Raw genomic sequence first — 18,618 nt, 5'->3', positions numbered from 1 at the left:
ACTGTAATCATTTCGCTGTGCTTGGCTCGGTGACCTGAACCGTGTTGCCTCAGCGAGGAAGGCGTATTCTACGCATTCCGTAGTGTTTGTCAAGGGCTGTTTTCAGCGAGTGAAGCGAGCGATCAATCCAACCAACAGACGACGCTAACTTCCTGACAAACCGAAGGTTTTTCAACCTTCTTCACCGCTGGTAACGCTTGGCGTCCCCGGCAGCGGATGCGTACTTTACGGATTCGCTGCCGGGTTGGCAAGGGCTTTTTTGAAAAAGTTTTCAAAAAGTTCAAGCAAGCGTCACACGGGCGTAACGTTTCTTGCCTGCCTGGATGACGTACACCTTACCGATGGCCAGCATGGCATCTTGAGCAACGACCTCGCCATCGACCTTGACGCTGCCATTTTTCAGCATGTCCTTGGCCTGGGCGCTGTTCTTTGTCAGGCCGGAGCGATTCAGAACAGCGGCGATGGGCGCTTGCTCGCTGCCTTCGAAATCCACCGTCACTTCCGGCAGGTCTTCCGGCAGCTCACCCTCGGCCAGCTGGTTGCCCGCCGATTTATGCGCATTCGCGGCTGCTTCATCACCGTGGTAACGGGCGATGAGCTCACGCGCCAGCTCCATCTTCACATCCCGAGGATTGGCACCCTGCTCCACGCTGAGCTTCAGCGCGGCGATCTCTTCGTTGGTTTTCAACGAGAGCAATGCAAAGTAGCGCCACATCAAGCTGTCAGGCATGGAGACCAGCTTGTTGAACATCGACCCCGGCGCTTCGTCCACGCCGACGTAGTTGCCCAGCGATTTGGACATCTTCTGGACGCCGTCCAGCCCTTCCAGCAGCGGCATGGTAATGACGACTTGTGGCTCCTGGCCAAAATGCTTCTGGATTTCACGCCCCATCAGCAAGTTGAACTTCTGGTCGGTACCGCCCAGCTCGATGTCGGCTTCCAGCGCAACCGAATCGTAGCCCTGCACCAGCGGGTAGAGGAACTCATGAATGGCGATGGGCTGATTGGCCTTGTAACGCTTCTCGAAGTCGTCACGCTCCAGCATGCGGGCCACGGTGCTTTGGGCGGCCAGCTCGATCATCTTCGCGGCGGTCAGCTCACCGAACCACTCCGCATTGAAACGGACTTCGGTCTTTTCAGGATCGAGGATCTTGAAAACCTGCTCTTTATAGGTTTCCGCATTCGCTTTGACATCGGCTTCGGTCAGCGGCTTGCGGGTGACGTTCTTGCCGGTGGGATCACCGATCCGACCGGTGAAGTCACCAATCAGGAAGATCACCGTGTGCCCCAGATCCTGGAACTGGCGCATTTTGGTGAGCAGCACGCTATGGCCGAGGTGCAGGTCGGGGGCGGTAGGATCGAATCCAGCCTTGATGCGCAGCTTGCGGCCCGACGCCAGTTTCTTGCGCAGCTCGTCTTCTACCAGGATTTCATGCGTACCTCGCGACAGCAGCGCTAACGCCTGATCCACCTCACTCATTGCCTCTCTCCATGTACTATATGCCGTATATAGGCGATTAACCTTGATAGCGGGCGATATTACCACGCCCCAAGGCACTGGTTGAGCCTTCACCCCGTTTTGGATGCATGGCGATATGAAAACTTCACCTCTCGCGTTACCGACCTTGTATGTCGGGCTGATGTCGGGCACCAGCCTGGACGGCATCGATGCCGCCCTCGTCGAAATAACACCCCATACTCCTCCGGCCCTGATCGGTACCACGGCGGTTGCCATGCCCGATGCGCTGCATGGGCAGCTGCTGCATTTATGCCACTCGTCGTCGGTGACGTTTGCCGAGCTGGCCTCTGCCGAAGATGCTTTCTGCCGCTTGCAAGCACGGGCCGTCAACACCCTGTTGGCAGAGCATGGCGTCGCTCACCACCAGATAGCGGCCATCGGCAGCCACGGCCAGACCATCGAACATGCCCCCGAGGGGCATCAGGGCGGGCCACGCTATACCTGGCAACTGGACAACCCGAGCCTGCTGGCAGAACTGACCGGCTGCGCCGTCGTGGCGGATTTTCGCCGTCGTGACCTGGCTGCAGGAGGCCAGGCGGCGCCCCTGGCTCCGGCGTTTCATCAGGCACTGTTCGGAGCACGGGCGGGTGAACAGCTGGTGCTCAACCTGGGCGGCTTTGCCAACCTTACCTGGCTATCGAGCCAACCAGGGCAGGTGGTGGTGGGGTTCGATACGGGGCCGGCCAATGTGCTGCTGGATGCCTGGTTTGGCCAGCATCATGTCGGCCGATTTGACCAACAGGGAGCCTGGGCAGCTAGTGGCCGCGTGGATACCGCACTGCTGGAGCGACTGCTGCAAGAGCCCTTCTTCCAGCAGCCACCGCCGCGCAGCACGGGCCGTGAGCTCTTTCACCTGGATTGGCTACAGCGCCACCTCACCGGCCACGAAGCGCCCTGCGACATTCAGGCAACGCTGGCGGAACTCACGGTGGCCAGTATCGCGCAAGGCATCGCCCAACTGCCGCTGGGCGATCAAAAAGCGACCTTGCTGGTCTGCGGAGGAGGCGCCCATAACGACCACTTGATGGAGAGGCTGGCGGCTCGCCTACCGCACATGGCGCTGGTATCACCGGCCACGCTGGGCTGGCCGGAAGATTGGATTGAAGCGGGTGCCTTTGCCTGGCTGGCCCATCAGCGCCTGCATGGGCTCCCCGGCAACCTGCCTTCCGTGACGGGTGCTAGCGGCCCGCGTGTACTGGGCGGTATTTACGCCGCCTGATACCGCGCCGCTACTCCTTGACCAACAGCGTTCCCTTGGCTCGGGCCTGAGCATCGCTCAGTGTGCCCCCCCTGTCGCTTGAGGAGCGTCTGTAGCGACATCGATCATGGCCGCCAGCGTCGTGCTCTTGCCCGACCCCGTGGGCCCTGTCACCAGCACCAATCCCCACGCCAGGTTGAAGGCATTGACCCTGAAACGCGCAACGCCGGGCATCTCGAACGAGAAGTCGGCTTACAGATACTCTTCATAGTCGTGGCGCTGACGATCGTTCATGATGTCGTAGATCAATCGCCGAACGTTACTGTTCTCCATGGCGGGCACATTAAGCCGACGGATATCGCCATCAACACGTATCATGGGAGGCAAGCCTGCAGAAAGATGCAGGTCGGACGCATTCTGCTTTGCCGAGAATGCCAGCAGTTCGGTAATATCCATCTCTCTTTTCCCAGCTGCGGTAAGGTGTTTGAGTATGACAGACAACGCGCTTCCCGAGTCACTGGCCGCTGCGCGCGAACGCCTGGGCCAGGCGCTCGACCAGGCCGGGCGACCAGCGAACGGTGCAACGCTGCTGGCGGTGAGTAAAACCAAGCCCGCCAGCAGCGTGCGCCTGGCCTGGCAGCACGGCCAGCGGGCGTTTGGCGAAAACTACCTGCAGGAAGCGCTGGACAAGCAGGCGCAGTTGGCCGACCTGGAAGACATTGTCTGGCACTTCATTGGCCCGTTGCAATCCAACAAAACCCGGCCCGTGGCCGAACAGTTTGCCTGGATACACAGCGTCGACCGCCTCAAGATTGCCAAGCGCCTGAGCGAACAGCGCCCGGCCCACCTGCCACCGTTGAATATCTGCCTGCAGGTCAATATCAGTCGCGAAACTACCAAGTCCGGGGTACTGCCGGAAGATACGCTAGCCCTGGCCCGGGAAATCGCGCCCCTGCCCAGCCTCGCCTTGCGGGGCCTCATGGCGATTCCTGCCCCAGCGGAAACGCAGGAAGCGCAGCGCAAACCGTTGGCTGAACTACGGGCGTTGCTGGAAACGCTGCAGGCAGCCCTGCCCGATGCCCCTCTGGATACGCTCTCGATGGGCATGAGCGATGACCTCGAAGCCGCGATTCTGGAAGGTGCCACGCTGGTACGGCTGGGCACCGCCATTTTTGGCGCTCGGAGTTGACGGCAACCCCCCGAACACGGCTTATTTACTGCTGCACGTCGCAGCCATTTGCGAAAAAGGATCCCCCATGGCGAACAAGATCACCTTCATTGGCGCAGGCAACATGGCCAGCGCCATTATCGGCGGCCTGATCGACAGCGGTGTCGCGCCTGGCGACATCACCGCCACGGCCCCCAACGAGAGCGAGCTTTCAGCCCTGGCCTCGCGCCTGGGCATTCATACCCATACCGATAACAACGCGGCGGTGAGTGGTGCTGACGTGGTCGTCCTGGCCGTCAAGCCGCAAATCATGCGTGGCGTTTGTGAGGCCCTGCGCGATAGCGTCCAGCAGCAGGCACCGCTGGTCGTCTCGATTGCGGCAGGCCTGGACGCTGACACCATCGACCAGTGGCTAGGGGGTGGTAACGCTCTGGTACGCTGCATGCCCAACACGCCCTCCCTGGTCGGCATGGGTGCCAGTGGTCTCTATGCCAACCAGGCCGTCAGCGAGGCCCAGCGCGAACTGGCCACTCAGATGATGGAAGCCGTGGGCATCGTCGAGTGGGTCGAAGAAGAGCATCTGCTGAATGCCGTCACCGCCGTGTCCGGCAGTGCACCGGCCTATTTCTTCCTGATGCTCGAAGCCATGGAAGCAGCCGCCGTGGCACAGGGGCTTTCGGCCGCCACGGCGCGACGACTGGCCATCCAGACCGCGTTGGGTGCCGCCACCATGGCCAAGCACAGCGACAAAGACCCCGCCACGCTGAAACAGAACGTGATGTCGCCGGGCGGCACCACCGAACGCGCCATTGCCCACATGGAAGAGGCCGAACTGAGAACCATCATCGCTGATGCCATGCAAGCGTGTGCTCAGCGTGCCGACGCCATGGCCAAAGAGCTCGGCCAACACACATAATGCCTGCGTTACACACAGGATGACGTGCCTGATACGCCTTTAGCGTTTATTTTGCACACCAATACCAAGATCGAAGGAGAGGCAGTAATGGGAAGCCAACTGGGCAGCGCGGGGCTAATGCTCGTCAATACACTGATCAATATCTATCTGTTTCTGTTGATGCTGCGTTTCTTGCTGCAGGCGTCACGGGCCGATTACTACAACCCCCTGAGCCAGTCGGTGGTCAAGATCACCCAGCCGGTGGTAGGGTTGTTCCAGGGCGTCCTGGGCCCCGTGGCAGGTCGCTTCGACATGGCCACCCTTGCGGCAGGATTCGTCTTGAAGGTCGTCAGCATCGTGGCCATCTTCATGGTCATTGACCTGGGCATGCCGCCGATTCCCGGCCTGTTGATTGCCGGGGTAGCGGCCCTGGCCAATGCCATCCTGAAGATTTACTTCTTTGCCATGATCGTCATGATCATCCTGAGCTGGGTGGCTCCCAATGCCAGTCATCCAGGCGCGCTGCTGGTCATGCAGCTGGTAGAGCCCATCATGGCTCCCGTGCGCAAGGTCATCCCGCCGCTGGGCATGATCGACCTGTCACCCATCGTGGTGTTCATCGCCATCAACCTGGTCGATGGGCTGGTGGTTGGCGCGCTGATCCGCGCGGCGGGAATCTCGGGCGCGCTGGTCGGCCTCTGAGGCTGGTCGTCGCGTCTTTTTGAGCAGGATCCATTTTGCAGGACTAGCGCTTTCGATGCCTGATTCAGACACTCTTGCTTTTGCTGACCGGCCAGCGGACTCCGTGGGTCTGGTCACACCACACGTTGCCAAATTTGATACGCCGCTACCGCTTGCCTGCGGCAAGACGCTGCCAGAATACGAGCTGATCTATGAAACCTACGGCACGCTCAACGCCGAGCGCTCCAACGCGGTACTGATCTGTCACGCACTCTCCGGCCACCACCATGCGGCGGGCTACCACTCTGCCGAGGACCGCAAGCCCGGCTGGTGGGATGCCCATATCGGCCCGGGCAAATCCATCGACACCAACCGTTTCTTCGTGGTGTCGTTGAACAACCTGGGCGGCTGCCACGGCAGTACCGGCCCCGTCAGCCATAACCCAGACACTGGCCGCCAGTGGGGGCCTGACTTCCCCGTGATCACGGTCAACGACTGGGTGGCCAGCCAGGCGCGCCTGGCCGACCACCTGGGCATCGAGCGCTGGGCCGCGGCCGTGGGTGGCAGCCTGGGCGGCATGCAGGTACTGCAGTGGAGCATCACATACCCGGAGCGGGTGGCCAATGCGGTGATCATTGCCGCCACGCCACGCCTGTCGGCCCAGAACATCGCCTTCAACGAGGTGGCTCGACAGGCCATTCGCTCCGACCCGGAGTTCTTCGACGGCTGGTACGCAGAGCACGACACGGTGCCCAGGCGGGGCCTGAAGCTGGCGCGGATGGTCGGTCATATCACTTACCTCTCCGAAGACGCCATGGGCAGCAAGTTTGGCCGCGACCTACGCAGCGACGACCTGAATTTCGGCTTCGATGTCGAGTTTCAGGTGGAGTCCTACCTGCGTTATCAGGGCGATACCTTCTCCACCGCCTTCGATGCCAATACCTATCTGCTGATGACCAAGGCGCTGGACTACTTCGACCCTGCCGCCCGCCACGGGGGCGACCTTGCCCAAGCGCTGGCCCCGGCCCAATGCCCTTTCCTGATCGTCAGCTTCACCACCGACTGGCGCTTCCCGCCCTCGCGTTCCCGTGAGCTGGTGGATGCCCTGACCCAGGCGGGCAAATCGGTCAGCTATGCCAATATCGACTCCCCTCACGGCCACGACGCCTTTCTGCTGTCTGAACCCCGCTACCACGCGCTGTTCAGTGCCTTCATGGGTCGCGTCGCTCGCGAGCTGAAGATCGACACCGTCGCCAAGAAGGAGGCTCGTTAATGCGTACCGACCTGGAATTGATCTATGACTGGGTGCCCCACGGCGCCCGTATCCTCGACCTGGCCTGCGGCGACGGCACGCTGCTGGAGCGGCTGGCCAACGAGAAACAGGTCTCCGGTTACGGGCTGGAGATCGACCCGGAGGGCATCACCCAGTGTGTGGCCAAGGGGGTCAGCGTGATCGAGCACAACCTGGACGACGGCCTGGCCAGCTTCAGCGACAACAGCTACGACCAGGTCATCATGACGCAGGCCTTGCAGGCACTGCGCCGCCCGGACAAGATGCTCGATGAGATGCTGCGGGTGGCGGAGGAAGGCATCATTACCTTCCCCAACTTTGCCTACTGGCGTCACCGCGTCCACCTAGGGGTGCGCGGTTACATGCCGGTATCGAAATCGCTGCCCCACGCCTGGTACGACACGCCCAACATTCACCTGTCGACCTTCAATGACTTCGAGCACCTCTGTGGTGAGAAGGGGCTGGTGATCGTGGACCGCGCCGTGGGCGTGGGCGACCACAAAGGACACTGGACATCCAAATGGTGGCCGAATCTGTTTGGCGAAATTGCCATCTTCAGGGTTCGCCGCCGCCTATCGTAGAGGAGAACCGCCATGGCGATGGCAAGACTGCGCCGCAGCCTCGCGCTGCTGACACTATTGGGTCTGCTGCTGATGTCGACCCAGGCCACGGCAGAACAGTGGGTCGAAGTGGGCGATTATGAAATTCACTACAGCGCCATCGCCACGCGGCATCTGAGCCCGGAAGTCGCTCAAGCCCACCGCATCCAGCGCAGCGCCGGGCACGGGCTGGTCAACGTGGCCGTGCGCCAGCGCCAGCCCGATGGCACGACGCGCCCGGTCATGGCCAACGTCCAGGGCAGCGCCGGAGGACTGAATGACGCCGGGGAGTCTCTCGGCTTTCGCAATGTCCGCGACGGCGATGCCACCTACCACATTGCGCTGTTCAGCCTGCGCCATGACGAACCCATGCGCTTCGACCTGGAAGTGCGCCACGACCGCAATGCGCCCCCGCAGCCGGTCAGCTTTATCCAGCGCTTCTACATCGAGCGTTAGGCCCGCACCGTCAGCGCCCGGTTCAAACGTGCAGTGAACGGCGCTGCGTCGCGCCACTCGAGTCGAATGCCGTAGGCCAGCACATCGACGCCCGCCGCCATGGCCTCGGCCAGCGCGGTCGCGTAAACGGGGTCGATGTGGGCCGCTGGAGCCACGTCCTCGATCCCTTCATGGGCGACGCAAAACAGCAGCACCGCCCGTTCACCCTGCTGGGCCAGCGCCGTCAGGTGGTGCAAGTGCCGCGTGCCACGCTCACTGACCGAGTCCGGGAAATAGCCATGGCCATCGTCCTCCTTGAGCGTTACCTGCTTGACCTCGACATAGGCCGCCCCCTTCACCGGGTCGTCGAGGCGAAAATCGAGCCGCGCATCGGCCACTTTCACCTCACGCTTCAGCGTGGCGTAGCCTGCCAGAGGGGGGATGTCTCCCGCCAGTATGGCCGACTCGACCAAGCGATTGGCCCGCCCGGTGTGCACCGAGGCCAGCGCCAGCGCGCCGTCCGGCTGGGGCAGCGCAATCCACTCCCAGGTCCAGGCCAGCTTGCGTTTGGGGTTGTCGCTGGGCGATAGCCATACCCGAGCCCCCGGCACGTTGACCGCCTTCATCGAACCGGTATTGGGGCAGTGCGCCACCACCTCTTCGCCGCTGTCCAGCCGCACATCGGCCAGAAAACGCTTGTAGCGGCGCAGCAGCGTACCCGGCACCAGCGTGGGGTAGTGCATCATAAGCGACCTACGAAGCGGGCCAGGCGCTCCATGGCTTCCTGAAGCCTGGGTACTTCATTGGTGAACGCGATTCGCACATGGTGCTCTCCGCCCTGGACGGCAAAGTCTATCCCCGGCGTGATGGCCACGTTCTCCTCTTGCAGCAGGCGTTCGCAAAAGGCCTGGCTGTCGCGGCTGTAGCGAGAAATATCCAACCATACATAAAACGCCCCCTGGGGTGGCAGGTCCGGCGCCAGCCCCAGCGCCGCCAGGCCATCCAGCAACACCTGACGCCGCTGCTTGAGGGTGGCCCGACGGGTTTCGAGAATATCGCGACACTCCGGCGTGAAGGCCGCCAGCGCCGCATACTGGGAGGGCGTCGGCGCAGCCAGAAACACATTCTGCGCCAGCCGCGTGAGTGGCTCGACCGCCTGCTCGGGCGCCACCAGCCACCCCAGCCGCCAGCCCGTCATGCCGAAGTACTTGGAAAAGCTGTTCACCACAAATGCATTCTCCGACAGCGACAAAGCCGACAGCGGGGCATCGTCGTAATTCAGCCCCTGATAGATTTCGTCGACGATGAGATCGCCGCCCTTGGCGGCCACCGTCTGCATGACCTCCCTTAGCGCGGTAGCGCTGAGCGTATGCCCGGTAGGGTTGGAAGGCGTGGCCAGCATCGCCAGCCGCGTATCGGGCTGCCAGTGACGTTCGACCAGCGATGCGGTCAGCTGCCAGCCGCTGTCACGGCCCACCGGTACGCTGTCGATGTGGGCACCGGCCAGCGCCATGAAGTGGCGATTGCACGGGTAATTGGGGTCGGCCATCAGCACGCGCTGACCGCTTTCCACCAGCAGCTGGCTGGCCAGCAGCAGGGCACCGGACGCGCCGGGGGTCACCAGAATCCGCGCCGGGTCCACCGTTGCCCCAAAGTGCTGGGCATAATGGCCGGCAATCGCTTCACGCAGTGAGGCCAGCCCCGCCGCCGGTGTATAGCGTGTACGGCCTTCCGCCAGCGCCTGCTGCCCTGCCGCCACGATGGGGGCTGGCGTGGCAAAATCGGGCTCTCCTACCTCCAGGTGGATGACATCATGACCCGCCGCCTCACGCGCCTGTGCCATTTCCAATAAGTGCATCACGCGAAAAGGTGCGACGTGTTCCACACGCGTATTCCAGGCCATAACGGTTCCTTTTCCTAGCAGTAGTCAAAACATGACCCATGGCGTACAAGATGTAGGACCATGGTCGAAAACGCACTATTATGCTTGCATCGCAACTAATTTTCAGCTAAACAAGCACCCCTTTGGCGTGCGATCGTGACACACGCACATGGTCGATCAGCAGTCACAACGTTCAGTAGTCACAACGTAAGGGGCACTCCCATGCCAGTAGCGGAAAAGAAATCGGAAGCGTCCAAGTCCTTCATCCCGTACGAGCCGGCACCGGGTGAAGAGTATATGAACGAGAAGCAGCTCGCGCACTTCCGCCAGCTGCTTCTGGACTGGAAACAGGACCTCATGGAAGAGGTGGATCGTACCGTACGCCACCTGCAGGAAGACGCCAATAACTACGCCGACCCCGCCGACCGCGCGACCCAGGAAGAAGGCTTCAGCCTGGAACTGCGTACTCGGGATCGTGAGCGCAAGTTGCTGAAAAAGATCAACGAAACCATCGAAAAGATCGATGAAGACGACTACGGCTTCTGCGAGGCCTGCGGAGTCGAGATCGGTATTCGCCGCCTCGAAGCACGCCCGACGGCCACGCTGTGCGTCGACTGCAAAACGCTGGCCGAGCTGAAAGAGAAGCAGCTGGGCGGTTGACACCGCGGCCACCGCAACATGAGTGACGGCCGCTGACGGGCACCCTTGAGGTGCCCGTTTTTGTTTGTCATCTTGTGTCTTTCCACGCTTGTGCTCTTTGATTGCCAGAAACGGGTTGCCATGACCGCTACCGCTTCCTATCGCGGGCGTTTTGCCCCTACGCCCTCCGGCCCTTTGCATCTTGGCTCACTGGTGGCCGCCCTGGGTAGCTATCTGGACGCCCGTGCCGCCGGTGGCCAATGGCTGGTACGCATAGAAGACATCGACCCGCCACGCTGCCCAGACGGCGCCGACCGCACCATTCTGCAGCAGCTGGAAAGGTTCGGCTTGTATTGGGACGAAGCGGTCTGCTGGCAGCACACCCGCTCAGACGCCTATCAGCGAGCGCTGGAGCAGCTGATCACCCAGCGCCTCGCCTACCCCTGCAGCTGTTCGAGAAAGCAGTGGCAGAATTTCGACGTCTATCCTGGCTGGTGCCGAGACGGCGTGCGCGACGCGACCAAACCTATTGCCTGGCGGCTGCGCAGCGACCTCGGCCAGCGCCCTGTCGTCTGGCAGGACCGCCTGTTTGGTCGCCAGCAGTTCGACCCGGCGGCGCTGGGCGACGTGGTGCTCAAGCGTAAGGATGCCTTGTGGGCCTATCAGCTGGCGGTCGTGGTCGATGATGCAGACCAGGCCATCACCGATATCGTGCGCGGCTACGACCTGCTCGACAACACCCCCTGGCAGCGCCAACTGCAAGCGGCACTGGGCCATGCCACGCCGCGCTACCTGCACCTGCCGCTGGTGGTATCTGCGGATGGCCAGAAGCTCTCCAAACAGAACCTGGCCCCGCCGCTGGCCGATGCACCAGACGCCGTGCGCCGCCAGCTGCACCAGGCGCTCACGCTGCTCGACCAGGCGCCCCCGGCAACCCTGGCAAGCGAGCCAGTCGACACTCAACTGCAGTGGGCCATTGCCCACTGGTCGCCCGAGCGCCTGACGCCCCACGCCCACCGGCCCACGCCCGAGGAGTCCTGACATGTACGTTTACCGCATCATGCTGTTTCTGGTGTTTGGCGGCTATCTGCTGTCGCCTCTGTTCATGAACGGCTGGGGCGACCCGGACACGGCCTGGTATCGCCCTTTCGCCATCTGGGGTGGCCTGATCGCCCTGACCCTATGGCTCGAACAGAAGAGGAAGCTGGATGAGCGTTGAGCTAGCGGGGGTTGCCCTGCTGGGCCTGGGCTACCTCGGCCTGCTGCTGGCCTGCGGCATGGCCGTCGAGCGCGGCCGGGTACCTATTCGGGTCACTCGTCACCCCATGGTCTACACCCTGGCGCTAGGGGTCTATGCCAGCGCATGGGCGGTCTACGGTAGCGTCGAGATGGCTTCCAAGGCCGGTTTCGGCTACCTGGCCTACTACCTGGGCGCGGCCGGTGCCTTCTTGCTGGCACCGGTACTGCTGGTGCCCATCCAGCGTATCACCCGCACTTACCAGCTCTCTTCTCTGGCCGACCTGTTTGCGTTCCGCTACCGGTCACGCTGGGCCGGTACGCTGGTCACGCTGCTGAGCCTGGCGGCCGTCCTGCCCTTGCTGGGCATTCAGGTGCAGACCCTCAGCGACACCATTGCGCTGCTCTCGGGCAGCCATTACAGCGGGGCCGTCACGCTGCTGCTCTGCGCCGCTATCGCTGCCTGCGCGGTGCGGTTTGGTGCCCGCCATAGCCACCGCCAGCGCCACGATACGCTGCTGACCGTGATTGCCTTCGAGTCGGTGATCAAGCTGCTGGCCATGCTGGGGCTTGGCGTGATTGCGCTGTGGTGGGTGTTCGATGGCCCCCAGGACCTGCAGCGCTGGCTGGAAGGCCCGGGGGCCGCCGTGCAGGCCGCTACCCCGCAGCTGGAAGCGCCCCAATGGAGAACCCTGCTGCTGCTGTTTTTTGCCGCCGCCTTCATGATGCCGCACCTGTTTCAAATCACCTTCGCCGAAAGCCTCTCACGGCACACCCTGCTTCAGGCCAGCTGGTCACTGCCACTGTTTCTGCTGCTGATGGCGCTGCCCGTCCCGCTGATCTTATGGGCAGCCCAATCGACCCAGCCCGACGTTCCCGTCGCGGCCTACGCCGCCTATCTGATGACCGAGCACTGGTGGGTCGGTGCGCTGGCCTTCATCGGCGGCCTGGCCGCAGCCAGCGGTACCATGATGATGATTGCGCTGGCGCTGTCGGGCATGGTGCTGAATCACCTGGTGCTCGTAGCCCGGCCGCCGGAAGCGCGCAGCGACCTCTATGGCTGGCTGCTGTGGCTACGTCGCGCGTTGGTGGTTGCGGTGATTGCCGGTGGCTGGTTGTTCGCCGAAAGCCTGGGCCGCTATCACTCCCTCACCAGCCTGGGGCTGGCCGCCTTCGTGGGCATGGCCCAGTGCCTGCCGGGCATGCTGGCACTGCTCTACTGGCCCGGCGCCAATCGCAAGGGCACCCTGGCGGGATTGGTCGGCGGTATCGTCATCTGGCTGTGGGGGCTTTGGCTGCCCCTGCTGCTCAACACCCCGCTGCCCGCCCTGCCCTTCACCCCGCTGATGAGCGCCGATGACCCTGCCTGGTTCAGCGTCACGCTGGTCTCGCTGGCCATCAATATCGTTCTGCTGATGGTGGTATCGCTGTTCACGCGCATGTCCGAAGGCGAAAGCTCGTCTGCCGAGGCCTGCTCGGTGGACGCGGTCATCCGTTCCAAGCGCCTGCCGCTGGAGGCCGCCACCGCCGGTGATTTCACCGCGCACCTGGCCCAAGCGCTGGGCGAGGAAGCCGCTGGCCGTGAGGTCAGCCGCGCCCTGAAGGCGCTCAACCTGACACCCCAGGAGCGCCGCCCCTACGCACTGCGTCGCCTGCGTGATCGTATCCAGGCCAACTTGTCCGGGCTCATGGGGCCTTCGGTGGCGCGCGACATCGTGGACCGCTACCTGCCCTATCGCCACGACGATGCGCCGGTCACCGACGACATTCACTTCGTCGAAAGCCGCCTGGAAGCCTACCGTTCACGGCTGACCGGGCTGGCCCGCGAACTGGACGGTCTGCGCCGCCACCACCGCCAGACGCTGGCGTATCTCCCCGTCGGGCTTTGCGTACTGGGTGACGACGACGAACTCCTGATGTGGAATCAGGCGCTGTCGCAGCTCTCGGGTATCAGTGGAGACAGCGTGATCGGCTCACGCCGCGACAGCCTGCCCGCACCCTGGCCGGAACTGCTGGGCAGCGTACTGGAAGCAGACCAGACCCCGCTTTACAAACAGGCCGTCTCACTGCACGGCAAGGATTACTTTCTCACCCTGCATAAAGCGGTTCTGAGTGGCCATGACAGCCGTGGCGGCAGCGTGGTGCTGGTCGAAGACCACACCGAAATGAAGTGGCTGGAAGAGGAACTCGTGCACGCCGCGCGGCTGGCCTCGATTGGCCAACTGGCCGCCGGCGTGGCCCATGAGATCGGCAATCCGATTACCGGCATCTCATCGCTGGCCCAAAACCTGCGCTACGACACCGAGGACCCAGCACTGCTGGAAACCGCCGACCAGATCCAACAGCTGACCCAGCGCGTGACCCGCATCGTCAACTCGCTGGTCGGCTTTGCCCATGGCGGCCGAGCTGCCCTGCCCCAGCCCGCCGCTCCGGTCGCCCTGGCCAGCGTCAGCGACGATGCCTTGCACTTGATCCACCTGGCCCGCTCAGGGGAGGATGTGCGCTTTACCAATGCGTGCGCGGATGACATTGTGGTGCGTGGTGACGCCCAGCGGCTAACCCAGGTGATGGTCAACCTGCTGAGCAATGCCAAGGATGCCTGTGCCCCGCAAGGCAGCGTGGTGATCGAGGCTGGCCGCCAGACCAACCACGCCTGGTGGCGCGTGACCGACGACGGTCACGGCATCGACGACAGCGTCAAACACCGGCTGTTCGAACCGTTCACCACCACGAAACCGGCAGGCGAAGGTACCGGGCTTGGGTTATCGTTGGCGTATCAAATCATCAATGAGCACCAAGGCAACATAGAAGTGGCTTCGCCACCTCCCGGACAGCCTCGCGGCACGGCCATCACGCTATGGCTCCCGCTTTACCGACAGGATGATCACTTGCCCCATGCCCCGGATACTGATTGTTGAAGATGAAGCGATTATTCGCAGCGCCCTCAAGCGCCTGCTGGAGCGTCATGACTATCGCGTCAGCGAGGCCGCCAGCGTCGAGGAAGCCCGCGAGCTCCCCCCCAGCGACTTCGATCTGGTGATCAGCGATCTGCGCCTGCCAGGGGAACCGGGCACGGCGCTGATCGCCCTGGCCGCCCCGGCCCCGGTGCTCATCATGACCAGCTATGCCAGCATGCGCTCGGCGGTGGATGCCTTGAAGCAGGGCGCCGTGGATTACGTGGCCAAGCCGTTTGACCATACCGAACTGCTGGAAACCGTCGAGCGCATTCTGCACAAGCAATCCATGCAGCAGGGCACTCCCCCGGACATCACCGACGATGGCGGTGGCAGGCAGACGATGATCGGTGATTGCAGCGCCATGCAGCAGGTCTATACGCGCATTCGCAAAACGGCGCCCGCCGATGTCACCGTGCTGATCCAGGGCGAATCCGGCACCGGCAAGGAGCTGGTCGCCCGCGCCATTCATCAACAAAGCAAGCGTGCCAAGGCACCGTTGATCTGCGTGAACTGCGCGGCGATCCCCGAAACTCTGATCGAGTCCGAGCTGTTTGGCCATGAAAAGGGAGCCTTTACCGGCGCCAGCGCCGCCCGCACCGGGTTGGTGGAAGCCGCGGACGGCGGCACGCTGTTTCTGGATGAAATTGGTGAACTGCCGCTGGACGCCCAGGCCAGGCTCTTGCGGGTGCTGCAAGAGGGCGAAATTCGCAAGATTGGCTCGGTCGAAACACGCCACGTGGATGTGCGCCTGATTGCCGCCACCCACCGGGACCTGCGCGCCCTCTCCAGGAGCGGCGAATTCCGGCTCGACCTCTACTACCGCCTGAACGTCATGCAGATTGCGCTGCCGCCGCTGCGGGAGCGCGAGGATGACGTGCTGAAGATTGCCGACATTCTGCTGGAGAAAGCGTGCAAGCGACATGAGCGGCCGGGGCTGAGGCTTTCACGGGCGGCACGCCAGGACCTGCGCGACTACCCATGGCCCGGTAACGTGCGCGAGCTGGAAAATGCCCTGGAGCGCGGCGTCATTCTGGCCGAGGGGCATCTGATCCATCCTGACGACCTGGGGCTTGGTCCAGTGACCAACCGCCCGGCGCCGTCCCCCACCGCCAGCGTCACACCCACGGCTCCTGCCAGCGACGGTGAACCGGAACCCAACGAGGACGACCTCTCTCTGGAGGACTATTTTCAGCACTTCGTGCTGGAGCATCAGGACCAGATGAGCGAAACGGAGCTGGCACAGAAGCTGGGCATCAGCCGCAAGAACCTCTGGGAAAGGCGTCAACGGCTAGGAATTCCCCGTAAAAAAACGACACGCCGATAAACTTAAGTCGATAATAAGACTAACGTCCAATAGATTGATTTGCATAAGAATTATCCAAAAACCGTTACCCCTTCACTGTTACCTTCCCACACAACGACTCGGCAAAAAGGGCAATTTCGGGGTAACACTTCCTGTGCGGATAAGTTCCCCGACCCGCCTGAAAATTGCCAAGCGCATGAAAACTAAAAGTTATCTGATAGGTGGCACAGCGAGTGCAATATTACTCAGCAAGAAGAACAAACTGGGCCACGCGGCAGTCGCCAACAAAAACAACATGACGCCGCCCCGACCTGAGCCACAACAAGAACAACAGGGCCAGGCAGAGATAACGGTACTAACAAGAACAACAGGCTTGAGTCTCACTACTTGTAAGCACAGGGTTTGCAAACACGGCGCAGCCCCTGATGCGACAACAAAAACAACAGCAATCTACAAGTGCCCAAAAAGGACGCGACGTACACAACAAGCTGCACCCAAACAACAATAACAGCAGCATAGGTGTACACCCCCGGAGCCAATAACAATTCGCCGGGAGAGAAAAGTTCGCGGTTGGATTATTGTTTTGAATACGAGGCGGTCGGAATCAGAGTGGTTCTTACGCCTACCGACTGCGGTGCGTATTCAGGGCGATGTGCCATCATGAATAAAAACAGCAGCATGGATGCTGATTGTCTGCTTAGTAGGGGGAGGCTCATGTAGCCTCCCCTTTCCGCATTTGTCACCTGTTACCGTCCAAACGCCGCCTCGGCGCTTTGCAAGCTATCGGGGGTCGGATACACTCAACGCCTTGATCGATACCCCTGCGAGTCGATATCGCCGCATGTTTAAAGGATTTACCCGTTTATTACATCGTCCGGGAGAGCACTTGAAATCACTGCTCGATTCCCCAGAGAGCGCTGACAACGCGCTCAGCCCACGCATTATTCCGCGCTCCGAGCACCCCGTTTCTCGTAAGCAAATCAGTGAAGCCGCGCTGAAGGTGCTCTATCGCCTCAATGGTGCTGGCTACGATGCCTACCTGGTGGGTGGCTGCATTCGTGATGCGCTGCTGGGCAAGATGCCCAAGGATTTCGACGTGGCCACCAACGCCACGCCGGAGCAGGTGCGTGACCTGTTTCGCAACTCACGTCTGATCGGCCGTCGCTTCCGTATCGTGCATGTGCGCTTTGGTCGTGAGGTCATCGAGGTGACCACCTTCCGCGGCAAGCCGCAGGACGAGCACGGCGATCACATTGCCCATCAGTCCGACGATGGCTTGCTGCTGCGCGACAACGTATGGGGCAGTATCGAGGAGGATGCGCTACGGCGTGACTTCACGGTCAATGCGCTCTATTACAACATTGCCGACTTCACCATTCACGACTTCGCCAACGGCGCGCAGGACATCGATTCACGCACTCTGCGCCTGATCGGAGACCCTGCCACGCGCTATCGGGAAGATCCGGTGCGGATGCTGCGGGCGGTCCGTTTTGCTGCCAAGCTCGACTTCACCATCGAATCGGCCACCGAAGCGCCGATGTACGACCTGGCGCCGCTGCTGCTGAACATTCCTCCGGCACGCTTGTTCGACGAAGTGCTCAAGCTGTTCATGTCCGGCCATGGGCTGATTACCTTCCGCCTGCTGAGCCATTACAACCTGTTCGGCATGCTCTTCCCGGAAGCCGAAGAGGCCATGGCTGATGCCGCCTGGGCAGAGGAGTTGATCGAGCAAGCGCTGATCAATACCGACAAACGCATTGCCGAAGATCGCCCGGTCACGCCCGCGTTTCTGCTGGCGGCGTTCCTCTGGGCACCGGTGGTGCATCGTCAGGCAGAGCTCGAACGCGATGGCATGCCCCCAGTGCCCGCGCTGCAAAACGCCGCCCAGCAGGTCGTCTCACGCCAGTTGCAGCATACGTCGATTCCCAAGCGCTTCGGTATTCCCATGCGGGAAATCTGGGAGCTGCAATCACGCCTGCCCATGCGGCGGGGCAAGCGCGCCTTCCAGACCCGCGAGCATCCACGTTTTCGGGCAGCCTACGACCTGCTGTTGCTCCGTGAGCAGGCGGGCGAGATCCCGCGTGGCCTGGGCGACTGGTGGACGGCCTTCCAAAAAGGGGACGAACACGAACAGCTGCGCTTGCTGCAAAAAGTCGGCAGCGACCCGGCAAGCCAGGGCGACCGGCGGCGCAAGAAAAAGCGTAAATCTCGCAAGGGCGAAGCGTGAGCCCGGTACGCGCTTATATTGGCCTGGGCAGCAATCTGGACGACCCCAAGGGGCAGCTCACCCGGGCCCTGGAAGCGCTGGCCGAGCTGCCCCTGTGCCAGATGCAGGGGCACTCCTCGCTCTACGCCACCCCGCCGATAGGCCCCCAGGACCAGCCTGACTTCATCAATGCCGTGGCCTGCCTGGAGACCTGCCTCTCGCCTCTGGCCCTGCTGGATCAGCTGCAGGCGCTCGAGCAGCGCCATCGGCGGCGGCGTTTGCGCCACTGGGGCCCCCGCACCCTGGACCTGGACCTGCTGCTCTATGGGTCACAGCACTGCCAATGGCCGCGCTTGACCGTACCCCATGCGCAAATGCACTTGCGCGCCTTCGTACTGGTGCCGCTGGCAGAGCTTGCCAGCACGCTGGAGCCATCGCTCACCCTACATGGGCAGCCGCTCGACCACTGGGCATCGACACTTCCGCTGGACGACATCCGTCGCTTACCCAATACGGCCGCCCCCTCGACGGCTAGCGTCTGACACAAATCTCGACACCATGCCCGCATTCAGGTGACAATTGCCGGTTAAACCCCTTCGCACACGCAGG

At 62.3% G+C, this 18,618-nt stretch carries 17 protein-coding genes and 1 pseudogene; 14 read left to right on the top strand and 4 right to left on the bottom strand.

Features of this window, described 5'->3' with window-relative positions:
- Positions 1-280: 280 nt before the first annotated feature.
- A complete protein-coding gene (gene tyrS, locus B7L72_RS07950; protein ID WP_081193582.1) occupies positions 281-1,480 on the bottom strand; it encodes a tyrosine--tRNA ligase in 1,200 nt (399 codons plus the stop codon).
- A 115-nt stretch (positions 1,481-1,595) separates the two neighbouring features.
- On the opposite strand from tyrS, the gene B7L72_RS07945 reads away from it, so the two are divergent.
- Positions 1,596-2,738: an anhydro-N-acetylmuramic acid kinase gene (locus B7L72_RS07945; protein WP_081193591.1), complete on the top strand. Its 1,143-nt coding sequence runs from the start codon at positions 1,596-1,598 to the stop codon at positions 2,736-2,738.
- 99 nt (positions 2,739-2,837) lie between these two features.
- Here the strand turns inward: B7L72_RS07945 and B7L72_RS07940 are convergent.
- Positions 2,838-3,173 (bottom strand): annotated as a pseudogene (locus tag B7L72_RS07940) (ATPase, T2SS/T4P/T4SS family); the annotation flags it as partial.
- Positions 3,174-3,207: 34 nt separating this feature from the next.
- On the opposite strand from B7L72_RS07940, the gene B7L72_RS07935 reads away from it, so the two are divergent.
- The 6 genes from B7L72_RS07935 to B7L72_RS07910 all read left to right on the top strand — a co-directional run bounded on the left by B7L72_RS07935 (position 3,208) and on the right by B7L72_RS07910 (position 7,807).
- On the top strand, positions 3,208-3,906 hold the full coding sequence (locus B7L72_RS07935) for a YggS family pyridoxal phosphate-dependent enzyme (protein WP_081193580.1): 699 nt from the start codon (positions 3,208-3,210) through the stop codon (positions 3,904-3,906).
- A gap of 67 nt (positions 3,907-3,973) precedes the next feature.
- Positions 3,974-4,801, top strand: coding sequence for a pyrroline-5-carboxylate reductase (gene proC / locus B7L72_RS07930; RefSeq protein WP_081193578.1), 828 nt, complete (start codon positions 3,974-3,976; stop codon positions 4,799-4,801).
- An 87-nt stretch (positions 4,802-4,888) separates the two neighbouring features.
- Entirely contained in the window at positions 4,889-5,482 is a 594-nt protein-coding gene (locus tag B7L72_RS07925) for a YggT family protein (RefSeq protein ID WP_081193576.1), read from the top strand.
- A gap of 55 nt (positions 5,483-5,537) precedes the next feature.
- Positions 5,538-6,734, top strand: a complete 1,197-nt coding sequence (gene metX, locus B7L72_RS07920; protein WP_081193574.1) for a homoserine O-succinyltransferase MetX — start codon at positions 5,538-5,540, stop codon at positions 6,732-6,734.
- Positions 6,734-7,333, top strand: a complete 600-nt coding sequence (gene metW / locus B7L72_RS07915; RefSeq protein WP_081193572.1) for a methionine biosynthesis protein MetW — start codon at positions 6,734-6,736, stop codon at positions 7,331-7,333. Before metX ends, metW begins: the two co-directional genes overlap by 1 nt.
- Positions 7,334-7,345: 12 nt before the next feature.
- Complete coding sequence (locus B7L72_RS07910) at positions 7,346-7,807, top strand: DUF4426 domain-containing protein (RefSeq protein ID WP_081193570.1); 462 nt, start codon at positions 7,346-7,348, stop codon at positions 7,805-7,807.
- Here B7L72_RS07910 and sfsA read toward each other — a convergent pair.
- Positions 7,804-8,532: a DNA/RNA nuclease SfsA gene (gene sfsA / locus B7L72_RS07905; RefSeq protein ID WP_081193568.1), complete on the bottom strand. Its 729-nt coding sequence runs from the start codon at positions 8,530-8,532 to the stop codon at positions 7,804-7,806. The genes B7L72_RS07910 and sfsA overlap by 4 nt on opposite strands.
- A complete protein-coding gene (locus tag B7L72_RS07900) occupies positions 8,529-9,689 on the bottom strand; it encodes a pyridoxal phosphate-dependent aminotransferase (protein WP_081193566.1) in 1,161 nt (386 codons plus the stop codon). Before B7L72_RS07900 ends, sfsA begins: the two co-directional genes overlap by 4 nt.
- A 201-nt stretch (positions 9,690-9,890) precedes the next feature.
- Here B7L72_RS07900 and dksA point away from each other — a divergent pair, with 201 nt between their 5' ends.
- The 7 genes from dksA to folK all read left to right on the top strand — a co-directional run bounded on the left by dksA (position 9,891) and on the right by folK (position 18,551).
- Positions 9,891-10,328 (top strand): RNA polymerase-binding protein DksA, encoded by a 438-nt coding sequence (dksA, locus tag B7L72_RS07895; protein ID WP_016915941.1) that lies wholly within the window; start codon positions 9,891-9,893, stop codon positions 10,326-10,328.
- A 120-nt stretch (positions 10,329-10,448) separates the two neighbouring features.
- Positions 10,449-11,348 (top strand): tRNA glutamyl-Q(34) synthetase GluQRS, encoded by a 900-nt coding sequence (gluQRS, locus tag B7L72_RS07890; protein ID WP_081193564.1) that lies wholly within the window; start codon positions 10,449-10,451, stop codon positions 11,346-11,348.
- Between the two features lies 1 nt (position 11,349).
- Positions 11,350-11,526: a hypothetical protein gene (locus B7L72_RS18530; RefSeq protein WP_016915939.1), complete on the top strand. Its 177-nt coding sequence runs from the start codon at positions 11,350-11,352 to the stop codon at positions 11,524-11,526.
- Positions 11,516-14,461, top strand: coding sequence for an ATP-binding protein (locus B7L72_RS07885; RefSeq protein ID WP_081193562.1), 2,946 nt, complete (start codon positions 11,516-11,518; stop codon positions 14,459-14,461). Before B7L72_RS18530 ends, B7L72_RS07885 begins: the two co-directional genes overlap by 11 nt.
- Entirely contained in the window at positions 14,439-15,824 is a 1,386-nt protein-coding gene (locus B7L72_RS07880) for a sigma-54-dependent transcriptional regulator (RefSeq protein WP_016915937.1), read from the top strand. Before B7L72_RS07885 ends, B7L72_RS07880 begins: the two co-directional genes overlap by 23 nt.
- An 820-nt stretch (positions 15,825-16,644) precedes the next feature.
- Complete coding sequence (pcnB, locus tag B7L72_RS07875) at positions 16,645-18,030, top strand: polynucleotide adenylyltransferase PcnB (RefSeq protein WP_081193560.1); 1,386 nt, start codon at positions 16,645-16,647, stop codon at positions 18,028-18,030.
- Positions 18,027-18,551, top strand: a complete 525-nt coding sequence (gene folK, locus B7L72_RS07870; RefSeq protein WP_081193558.1) for a 2-amino-4-hydroxy-6-hydroxymethyldihydropteridine diphosphokinase — start codon at positions 18,027-18,029, stop codon at positions 18,549-18,551. Before pcnB ends, folK begins: the two co-directional genes overlap by 4 nt.
- Positions 18,552-18,618 lie beyond the last annotated feature (67 nt).

Source organism: Halomonas sp. BC1 (assembly GCF_002078135.1).
Lineage (GTDB): Bacteria > Pseudomonadota > Gammaproteobacteria > Pseudomonadales > Halomonadaceae > Vreelandella > Vreelandella stevensii.
This window is presented reverse-complemented; position numbering and strand designations above follow the sequence as displayed.

Excerpts from the sequence above, each read along its gene's own strand:
- tyrS (WP_081193582.1), bottom strand. The coding sequence starts at position 1,480 with ATGAGTGAGGTGGATCAGGCGTTAGCGCTGCTGTCGCGAGGTACGCAT.
- B7L72_RS07945 (WP_081193591.1), top strand. The coding sequence starts at position 1,596 with ATGAAAACTTCACCTCTCGCGTTACCGACCTTGTATGTCGGGCTGATG.
- B7L72_RS07935 (WP_081193580.1), top strand. The coding sequence starts at position 3,208 with ATGACAGACAACGCGCTTCCCGAGTCACTGGCCGCTGCGCGCGAACGC.
- proC (WP_081193578.1), top strand. The coding sequence starts at position 3,974 with ATGGCGAACAAGATCACCTTCATTGGCGCAGGCAACATGGCCAGCGCC.
- B7L72_RS07925 (WP_081193576.1), top strand. The coding sequence starts at position 4,889 with ATGGGAAGCCAACTGGGCAGCGCGGGGCTAATGCTCGTCAATACACTG.
- metX (WP_081193574.1), top strand. The coding sequence starts at position 5,538 with ATGCCTGATTCAGACACTCTTGCTTTTGCTGACCGGCCAGCGGACTCC.
- metW (WP_081193572.1), top strand. The coding sequence starts at position 6,734 with ATGCGTACCGACCTGGAATTGATCTATGACTGGGTGCCCCACGGCGCC.
- B7L72_RS07910 (WP_081193570.1), top strand. The coding sequence starts at position 7,346 with ATGGCGATGGCAAGACTGCGCCGCAGCCTCGCGCTGCTGACACTATTG.
- sfsA (WP_081193568.1), bottom strand. The coding sequence starts at position 8,532 with ATGATGCACTACCCCACGCTGGTGCCGGGTACGCTGCTGCGCCGCTAC.
- B7L72_RS07900 (WP_081193566.1), bottom strand. The coding sequence starts at position 9,689 with ATGGCCTGGAATACGCGTGTGGAACACGTCGCACCTTTTCGCGTGATG.
- dksA (WP_016915941.1), top strand. The coding sequence starts at position 9,891 with ATGCCAGTAGCGGAAAAGAAATCGGAAGCGTCCAAGTCCTTCATCCCG.
- gluQRS (WP_081193564.1), top strand. The coding sequence starts at position 10,449 with ATGACCGCTACCGCTTCCTATCGCGGGCGTTTTGCCCCTACGCCCTCC.
- B7L72_RS18530 (WP_016915939.1), top strand. The coding sequence starts at position 11,350 with ATGTACGTTTACCGCATCATGCTGTTTCTGGTGTTTGGCGGCTATCTG.
- B7L72_RS07885 (WP_081193562.1), top strand. The coding sequence starts at position 11,516 with ATGAGCGTTGAGCTAGCGGGGGTTGCCCTGCTGGGCCTGGGCTACCTC.
- B7L72_RS07880 (WP_016915937.1), top strand. The coding sequence starts at position 14,439 with ATGCCCCGGATACTGATTGTTGAAGATGAAGCGATTATTCGCAGCGCC.
- pcnB (WP_081193560.1), top strand. The coding sequence starts at position 16,645 with ATGTTTAAAGGATTTACCCGTTTATTACATCGTCCGGGAGAGCACTTG.